This window comes from Serratia sp. Ag1, from assembly GCF_000743355.1.
GTDB lineage: Bacteria > Pseudomonadota > Gammaproteobacteria > Enterobacterales > Enterobacteriaceae > Chania.
Genome location: NZ_JQEI01000071.1, coordinates 1 through 6574, shown reverse-complemented (window position 1 = coordinate 6574; position 6574 = coordinate 1). Strand labels below are relative to the sequence as shown.

Annotated in this window: 1 protein-coding gene; it reads left to right on the top strand. The window is 62.4% G+C overall.

Going from position 1 to position 6574, the window contains the following annotated elements; translation table 11 throughout:
• Nucleotides 1–6574, top strand: a 6574-nt coding sequence (locus tag IV04_RS23825) for an Ig-like domain-containing protein (protein ID WP_037441642.1), incomplete at both ends; no start/stop codon positions are given.

The window sequence follows — 6574 nt, the reverse complement described above, 5'->3', positions numbered from 1 at the left end:
CGGCAGCGGCAAGCCGGGCAGTGTGGTGACCGTGAAAGACGGTGACACCGTGCTGGGCAGCAGCACCGTCAACCCAGACGGTTCATGGAGCTTTACACCGGATACCGATCTGGGTGAAGGCAACCACAGCCTGACCGTGACTGCTGAAGATGCTGCGGGCAACAGCGTCACCTCGCCAGCGTTTGAGCTGAAGGTGGACACGTTGGCACCTGCCCAACCGGTGATTGGTGGGGCGATTGACGATGTGGGTGACGTGCGCGGGCCATTGAGCAGCGGCAGCGTGACCGACGACGCCAACCCGACCTTCAACGGGACGGCAGAGCCGGGCAGCATCATCAATGTGTACGACAACGGTAACCTGTTGGGTTCGGTGAGCACCGACAACAACGGTGCCTGGTCGTTTACCCCGACTACGCCACTGGTGGAAGGCGATCACAGCATCACCACCACCGCGACGGACAAAGCGGGCAACACCAGTGAGCCGTCTGACGCCTTTGACCTGACCACCGATTACACAGCTCCACTGACTGGGCCTGAGTTCCTGGCCATCACGGCGGTGGAAGATCGCGTGGGCGATCGTCAGGGTCTGGTGGATAACGGCGCTGTCACCGACGACAGCCAGCCGTTGATCAGCGGTATTGGTACAGCCAGTGACACCATTTTTGTGTACACCACCGACAGCACCGGTCAGCATCTGATTGGTAGCGCCGTAGTGCAGGCGGATGGCACCTGGAGCATGACGCCAACGCTGCCACTGCATGAAGGCAACAACCAACTGGTTATCCTGGCTCAGGATCCGGCGGGCAACCGTACCGGTCTCTCTTCACCGAGCTACGATATCAGCCTGTTTATCCCGGTCTCGTCCGAGCCAGCCATCACCAGCGTGGTGGATAACGCTGAGCCGCACGTAGGGCCACTGCAGAAGGGCGATGTCACCAATGACAGCACCCCGACTCTGAGTGGTACGGCAACACCGGGCAACACCGTGACTGTCCTGGACAATGGCCAGGTGATAGGTTCGGTGACGGCGGATGCCAACGGCAAGTGGAGCTTTACGCCAGACGCTGCGCTGAAAGACGGCAACCATAACCTGAGCGTGACCGCGACCGACGTGGCGGGTAACGTCAGCAAGCCTAGCGGCGGCTTCAACGTGGTGATCGACACCACCGCGCCAGACGCCCCGGGCGAAGTGATCATCACCGACAACGTGGGTGACAAGACCGGTGAAGTGAAGCCGGGCGAAACCACCGATGACCGTTCACCGACCCTGAGCGGGAAAGGTGAGCCGGGCGACCTGGTGACGGTGATCGACAACGGCAAAGAGATCGGCAGCACGGTGATCGACGAGAACGGCAACTGGACGTTTACGCCAGAGCAGCCGTTGGAGAATGGCGATCACAACCTGAGCACCACCGTGACCGATCCGGCAGGCAACGTGAGTGAGCCAGGCCCGGGTGTGAACATCGTGGTGGATGGCTCCGGGGTAGTTATCGAACTGGGCTCGGTGTTTGACAATGTCGGTACTATCACCGGCAATCTGAAACCGGGTGACGTGACGGACGATGCGCGTCCTGAACTGAGTGGCAGCGGCAAGCCGGGCAGCGTGGTGACCGTGAAAGACGGTGACACTGTGCTGGGCACCACCACCGTCAACCCAGACGGTTCATGGAGCTTTACACCGGATACCGATCTGGGTGAAGGCAACCACAGCCTGACCGTGACTGCTGAAGATGCCGCGGGCAACAGCGTCACCTCGCCAGCGTTTGAGCTGAAGGTGGACACACTGGCGCCAGCCCAACCGGTGATTGGTGGGGCGATTGACGATGTGGGCGATATCCGCGGGCCATTGAGCAGCGGCAGCGTGACCGACGACGCCAACCCGACCTTCAACGGGACGGCAGAGCCGGGCAGCATCATCAACGTGTACGACAACGGTAACCTGTTGGGCTCGGTGAGCACCGACAACAACGGTGCTTGGTCGTTTACCCCGACTACGCCACTGGTGGAAGGCGATCACAGTATCACCACTACGGCGACGGACAAGGCGGGCAACACCAGTGATCCGTCTGACGCCTTTGACCTGACCACCGATTACTCTGCGCCGGATGCCAGCAAAGTGGCTATCACCGGGGTAGACGATGCCGTAGGCACCATTGTCGGTAACGTGGCTGCCGGTGGCACCACCGACGACAACCGTCCGACCATCAAGGGCACCGGGGCGGAAGCCGGTAACACCATTACGGTGTACAACGGCACCACCGTGATCGGTACTGCACTGGTACAGGCGGACGGCACCTGGTCACTGAAACCGACCCTGCCATTGGCCGACGGTCTGGTAACCCTGACCGCCAAGGAAACCGACCCAGTCGGTAACAGCACGGCGGCATCGCCGGAGTATGACTTTACGGTCAGCACCCAGGCGCCTGCGGCCCCGGTGATCGGGACGGTGGAAGACAATGTCGAACCGCATACCGGCCCATTGCAGAAGGGCGAGATCACCAACGACAACACCCCAACCCTGAAAGGGACGGCGTTGCCGGGCGGCACCGTGACGGTGTTCGACAACGGCACGGCGATTGGTAGCGTTAAGGCTGACAGCAACGGCGCGTGGAGCTTTACGCCGGAGACGGCACTGAAAGACGGTAACCACAACCTGACGGCGTCGGTCACCGACAGCATCGGCCAGGTCAGCGATCCTACCGGCGGCTTCGGTATTGTGATTGACACGCTGCCACCAGCCCCGGCAACCGGTCTGGTGGTCACCGATGACTACGGCAACGTGCAGGGCCCTCTGAGCGCGGGCAACACCACCGATGACAATACGCCAACCTTCAGCGGCAAGGCGGAAGTCGGCAGCGTGGTTAACGTGCTGGATAACGGCAAGGTGATCGGCAGCACCACCACCGATGCCAACGGCAACTGGACCTTCACACCAAGCACCCCACTGGACAACGGGGCGCACGATTTCACCACCACGGTGACCGACGCGGCGGGCAACACCAGCGGCGAAGGGGAACACCTGGTGGTGACGGTGGATACCGTTCCTGGGCTGGCGCAACTGACCGGTCTGGTGGATGACGTGGGTGATATCCAGGGCAATATCGCGCAGAACGGCGTGACGGACGATACCCGCCCGACGCTGAACGGCACGGCGAAGGCCAACAGCGTGGTCACGGTCAGCGACGGCACTACCGTGCTGGGCAGTGTGACCGCGGACAGCAACGGCAACTGGAGCTTTACGCCAGCCACCGATCTGGGTCAGGGCGCACACAGCCTGAGCGCCAGTGCCAAAGATCCGGCGGGCAACGTCAGCACCAGCAGCAACTGGGCGTTTACCGTGGATTCGGTGGCCCCGAACGCGCCGTTTATCGACTCGGCCGCGGACGATGTGGGCAGCGTACAGCCGCAGAACATGCAGAGCGGCAGTGCAACGGATGACCCGACGCCAACGCTGGCAGGCCGTGCAGAAGCCAACAGCATCGTGAAGGTCTACGACCAGAACGGGTTGCTGGGCTCAGTACAGACCAACGCCAGTGGCCAGTGGAGCTTTACACCGACCAGCAAATTGTCGGAAGGCGAGCACCGCTTCACGGTGACGGCGACGGACAAGGCGGGTAACGTCAGCGATCCGTCCAACACCTTTACCCTGACGCTGGACTTTACCGCACCGGATGCCAGCAAAGTGGCGATCACCGGGGTAGACGACCAGGTGGGTGAACAGAAGGGTAACGTGGTTGCCGGTGGCACTACCGACGACAACCGTCCGACCATCAAGGGCACCGGGGCGGAAGCCGGTAACACCATTACGGTGTACAACGGCACCACCGTGATCGGTACTGCGCTGGTACAGGCGGACGGCACCTGGTCACTGAAACCGACCCTGCCACTGGCTGACGGTCTGGTGACCCTGACCGCCAAGGAAAGCGATCTGGTGGGCAATACCACCGTAGCGTCACCGGAATACGCGATCACTGTGATCACGGTACCGCCACAGGCTCCGACCATCACCAGTGTGGAAGATGATGTGGCACCGCATACCGGTGCATTGCAGAAGGGCGATATCACCAACGACAACACCCCGACCCTGAAGGGTTCGGCGTTGCCGGGCGGCACCGTGACGGTGTTCGACAACGGCACGGCGATCGGCAGCGTCAAGGCTGACAGCAACGGCGCGTGGACCTTCACGCCAGAGACGGCACTGAAAGACGGTAACCACAGCCTGACGGCGTCGGTCACTGACAGCATCGGCCAGGTCAGCCCGACCACCGGCGGCTTCGGTATCGTGATTGATACCCTGCCACCGGCTCCGGCAACCGGTCTGGTGGTCACCGATGACTACGGCAACGTGCAGGGCCCATTGAGCGCGGGCAGCACCACCGATGACAGAACGCCAACCTTCAGCGGCAAGGCAGAAGTCGGCAGTGTGGTTAACGTGCTGGACAATGGCAAGGTGATCGGCAGCACCACCACCGATGCCAACGGCAACTGGACCTTCACACCAAGCACCCCACTGGACAACGGGGCGCACGACTTCACCACCACGGTGACCGACGCGGCGGGCAACACCAGCGGCGAAGGGGAACACCTGGCGGTAACGGTAGATGCGGTTCCTGGGCAGGTCCAACTGACCGGCCTGGTGGATGACGTGGGCAGCGTGCAGGGCACCATCGTGCAGAACGGCGTGACGGACGATACCCGTCCGACGCTGAACGGCACGGCGAAGGCCAACAGCGTGGTCACGGTCAGTGACGGCACTACCGTGCTGGGCAGTGTGACTGCGGACAGCAACGGTAACTGGAGCTTTACGCCAACCACCGATCTGGGTCAGGGCGCACACAGCCTGAGCGCCAGCGCCAAAGATCCGGCGGGCGGTGTCAGCACCAGCAGCAACTGGGCGTTTACCGTGGACTCGGTGGCCCCGAACGCGCCGTTTATCGACTCGGCCGCGGACGATGTGGGCAGCGTACAGCCGCAGAACATGCAGAGCGGCAGTGCGACAGATGACCCGACGCCAACGCTGGCAGGCCGTGCAGAAGCCAACAGCATCGTGAAGGTCTACGACCAGAACGGGTTGCTGGGCTCGGCACAGACCAACGCCAGTGGGCAGTGGAGCTTTACCCCGACCAGCAAATTGTCGGAAGGCGAGCACCGCTTCACGGTGACGGCGACGGACAAGGCGGGTAACGTCAGCGATCCGTCGAACACCTTTACCCTGACACTGGACTTTACCGCACCGGATGCCAGCAAAGTGGCGATCACCGGGGTAGACGACCAGGTGGGTGAACAGAAGGGCAACGTGGTTGCCGGTGGTACCACCGACGACAACCGTCCGACCATCAAGGGCACCGGGGCGGAAGCCGGTAACACCATTACGGTGTACAACGGCACCACCGTGATCGGTACTGCGCTGGTACAGGCGGACGGCACCTGGTCACTGAAACCGACCCTGCCACTGGCTGACGGTCTGGTGACCCTGACCGCTAAAGAAAGCGATCTGGTGGGCAATACCACTGTAGCGTCACCGGAATACGCGATCACCGTGATCACGGTACCGCCACAGGCTCCGACCATCACCAGTGTGGAAGATGATGTGGCACCGCACACCGGTGCATTGCAGAAGGGCGATATCACCAACGACAACACCCCAACCCTGAAGGGTTCGGCGTTGCCGGGCGGCACCGTGACCGTGTTCGACAACGGCACAGCGATTGGCAGCGTTAAGGCTGACAGCAACGGCGCGTGGACCTTCACGCCAGAGACGGCACTGAAAGACGGCAGCCATAACCTGACGGCGTCGGTCACCGACAGCATTGGCCAGGTCAGCCCGACCACCGGCGGCTTCGGTATCGTGATTGACACGCTGCCACCGGCTCCGGTAACCGGTCTGGTGGTCACCGATGACTACGGCGATGTACAGGGCCCATTGAGCGCGGGCAGCACCACCGATGACAATACGCCAACCTTCAGCGGCAAGGCGGAAGTCGGCAGCGTGGTTAACGTGCTGGACAACGGCAAGGTGATCGGCAGCACCACCACCGATGCCAACGGCAACTGGACCTTCACACCAAGCACCCCACTGGACAACGGGGCGCACGACTTCACCACCACGGTGACCGACGCGGCGGGCAACACCAGCGGCGAAGGGGAACACCTGGCGGTGACGGTAGATGCTATCAAAGGTCAGGTCCAACTGACCGGCTTGGTGGATGACGTGGGCAGCGTGCAGGGCACCATCGTGCAGAACGGCGTGACGGACGATACTCGTCCGACGCTGAACGGCACAGCGAAGGCCAACAGCGTGGTCACGGTCAGTGATGGTGGCAATGTGCTGGGCAGTGTGACCGCGGACAGCAACGGTAACTGGAGCTTTACGCCAAGTACCGATCTGGGCCAGGGCGCACACAGCCTGAGCGCCAGCGCCAAAGAGCCTGCGGGCGGTGTCAGCACCAGCGGTAGCTGGGCGTTTACCGTAGACTCGGTGGCCCCGAACGCGCCGTTTATCGACTCGGCCGCGGACGATGTGGGCAGCGTACAGCCGCAGAACATGCAGAGTGGCAGTGCGACAGACGATCCG